The organism is Colwellia sp. MEBiC06753 (genome assembly GCF_053470325.1).
The window spans coordinates 1-207 of record NZ_JBQMTM010000056.1 but is presented as its reverse complement, the minus strand read 5'-3'; the positions used below and the strand labels follow the sequence as shown (position 1 = coordinate 207).

Here is a 207-nt window from a genome sequence, read left to right as displayed (position 1 = left end):
CCCCCCCCCCCCCCCCCCCCTCCCCCCCCCCCCCCCCCCCCCCCCCCCCCCCCCCCCCCCCCCCCCCCCCCCCCCCCCCCCCCCCCCCCCCCCCCCCCCCCCCCCCCCCCCCCCCCCCCCCCCCCCCCCCCCCCCCCCCCCCCCCCCCCCCCCCCCCCCCCCCCCCCCCCCCCCCCCCCCCCCCCCCCCCCCCCCCCCCCCCCCCCC

At 99.5% G+C, this 207-nt stretch carries 1 protein-coding gene; it reads right to left on the bottom strand.

Annotated features, from left to right (window positions below; all coding sequences use genetic code 11):
* Nucleotides 1–207: hypothetical protein (locus ACOB82_RS17750; protein WP_435718367.1), on the bottom strand; the 207-nt coding region annotated here is incomplete at both ends.